Below are 2,913 nucleotides of genomic sequence, written 5' to 3'. Positions count from 1 at the left end.
AGTGGCATTAATTTCACCATTTAGCAATTGCCTAGCGGTTATCGTCACATCATGTTCGAGGCTACCGCCGCCTAAGGTGTCACAGCACGCGTCAAGCGTTACAATCATTTTAGATTGGAGCTCGCGAGGTGCTGAGCCATTGACTGCAACGACTGTAGCTAAAACATGGGCTATACCTTGCTGCTGATATTGCGCCAGTCCATCGTACCAGCGCATCGGTGTAATAAGTGACTTATTCACTATGCGCCGGTCCTCGATCCATTGATACATTTGGGTTTTCTATCGCTTCAGGCTGCTCGTCGAACAATTGACCTTCAGACTCTGGTGGATTGATATCTTTGCCGTGTGCGACTTGCTGCGGCTTGACTTTATCATCATCAATACCGCAATTATCATCGGTTGCTGTTAGGCTAGCAATCGTATCTGTATCCACTTTAGCAGCGATATCCCACGCTTGACCCTGCATGCGCATGACAGATTTTAATACTGCTTCTGGCGTTGCCGGCATGGTAAGCTCTGGGTTTCTCTGGTAATCACCTAAGCTTGCAATCGCGTTATTAATCGCGCACCAAACACTGGCTGCCAACATAAATGGTGGCTCACCTACAGCTTTTGAGTTATAAATGGTCTGCTCTTCGTTTTTACGCGCGAACAGTTTGACGCTCCACTGTTTGGGCAAATCATGCGCCGTTGGAATTTTATAGTTCGCGGCACTATTGGACGCAAGATTGCCTTTTTTATCCCAAACCAGCTCTTCAGCGGTCAGCCAACCCATACCTTGTACAAAACCGCCTTCAATCTGACCGATATCAATCGCAGGGTTAATAGACTGCCCGACATCATGCAAGATATCGCAGCGCAGTACTTTATATTCACCGGTTAAAATATCAATCTCAACCTCAGAACAAGAGGCACCTAAGGCAAAGTAAAAGAAAGGTCGACCCCATGCTTTTGAGCGATCATAAAATATCTTTGGTGTTTTGTAGTAGCCGGTAGACGATAAGCTAACGCGGTGCTGATATGCCAGTAGCACCATCTCTGCAAAGGTCAGTGTTTCTTTATCGCCGATATGGACATGATTGCGCTCAAATTTAATATCTTCTGCACTCACGTCAAAATGTTCAGTAGCAAATTCAACTAAGCGGTCTCTAATAGCAATACAGGCATTTTGTGCCGCTTTACCATTCATATCAGTACCTGACGACGCAGCCGTTGGCGAGGTATTAGGCACTTTATCGGTACGCGTTGCGGTTACCTTTACGGTATCTAAATCGACATCGAATTCATTGGCAACGATTTGGGCAATCTTAATATATAGTCCTTGCCCCATCTCGGTACCGCCGTGATTGATTTGAATCGTACCATCGGTGTAGATATGAACCAGAGCACCCGCTTGGTTTAGCGTCTGTACCGTAAATGAGATGCCAAATTTAACCGGTGTTAAAGCCAGACCAAAACGCTTGTCACTGCCCTCGGCTTCAGCTTTTTGATTGGCTGCTGTAATTTGCTCACGGCGCTTATCATAAGCGTTGTCATCTGCTAGCGTCTGCATAATAGTCGCCAAATCAAAATACTCAATCGGCTGCCCATAATGGGTGCTTTGACCGTTTTGGTATAAATTTGCCAAGCGCACTTGTAATGGATCTTTGCCCAAACTATAGGCGATATCATCCATCATATATTCAGCTGTCAGCAGACCTTGAGGACCACCAAAACCTCGATAAGCGGTGTTTGATACCGTATGAGTTTTGCAGCGATGACCGGCGATCTGCGCAGCTGGATAATAATAGGCGTTATCGCAGTGGAACATCGCCCGATCGACAATGGCATCAGACAAATCTGGCGAATAGCCACACAGTCCAGATAACTGCATATCAACGCCAAGTACTTGACCAGCATCATTGACACCGACCTCATAGCGATTGGCAAATTCATGGCGTTTGCCAGTCACAACCATGTCATCTTGACGGTCTAAGCGCATACTCACTGGCACATTATGGCGTTTAGCAACGATACCGCACAGACACGCCCATGCCGCTGCTTGCGTTTCTTTACCGCCAAAACCGCCGCCCATTCGGCGCACTACTGTAGTCACTGCATGAAAGGGTAAGTCAACCACTTCGGCGACGAGTTGCTGTACTTCACTAGGATGCTGTGATGAGGTATAGACTTCAAGCCCGCCATCATCACAAGGGACGACATAAGACACTTGCCCTTCCAAATAAAAATGCTCTTGCCCAAGCATATGAATGTGCCCAGCAATACGAGTGGTTGCACTCTCAAGCTCAGCCTGAGCATCGCCGCGCGTCATAAAGTGACTTGGACGTACAAACTGCTCTTGCTTTAGCGCCTCATCAATCGTCAAAATGGCAGGTAATATCTCATACTCTACAATAGCCTTAAGTACGGCTTTTTTTGCTGCACGATGACTGGTGGCGACCACCGTAAATAGCGTTTGACCGACATACTCTGTAATCTGATTGACCATGAGTGGATCGCCGTCAAACACCGCACCGATATCCGTTTTGGCAGGTAAGTCTTTAAAGGTGATGACATCAATCACCCCGTCTGCTGCTTGTACGCCGCTCAAATCCATACTCAATACACGAGCATGTGCGTGAGCACTTTTACCAATTGCCAAATGCAGGGTATTTTGTGGTTTTAGCATATCGTCCACATAAGTGGCGGTGCCCATGACATGGCTAATGGCGCTGTCATGCTTAGCTTGGGTGACAATCTTATCTTTTGGTGGACGTTGTCTGCGGGTACTGTAGCTGTCAAATAATGAAGAATGGTGGCTCATAATGGCTCTCTCTTATATTTTTAGCAAAACCTATCTTTCTAGCAATAGCATTTTGACTGTATCTTTTAGCAATGCAGCATTGGCATAATCAAGTAAGTGTAAATACTGAG

2 protein-coding genes are annotated in these 2,913 nt (G+C 46.4%); both read right to left on the bottom strand.

The annotated features are described in order from the left end of the window. Positions 1-240, bottom strand: a 240-nt coding sequence (locus VLN09_RS03170) for an XdhC family protein (RefSeq protein WP_325243750.1), incomplete at its 3' end; no start/stop codon positions are given. Beyond that, a complete protein-coding gene (gene xdhB, locus VLN09_RS03165; RefSeq protein ID WP_325243749.1) occupies positions 233-2,803 on the bottom strand; it encodes a xanthine dehydrogenase molybdopterin binding subunit in 2,571 nt (856 codons plus the stop codon). The genes xdhB and VLN09_RS03170, both read right to left, overlap by 8 nt. Positions 2,804-2,913: the final 110 nt, after the last annotated feature.

The sequence above is a fragment of the Psychrobacter sp. genome (genome assembly GCF_035469765.1).
Lineage (GTDB): Bacteria > Pseudomonadota > Gammaproteobacteria > Pseudomonadales > Moraxellaceae > Psychrobacter.
This window is presented reverse-complemented; position numbering and strand designations above follow the sequence as displayed.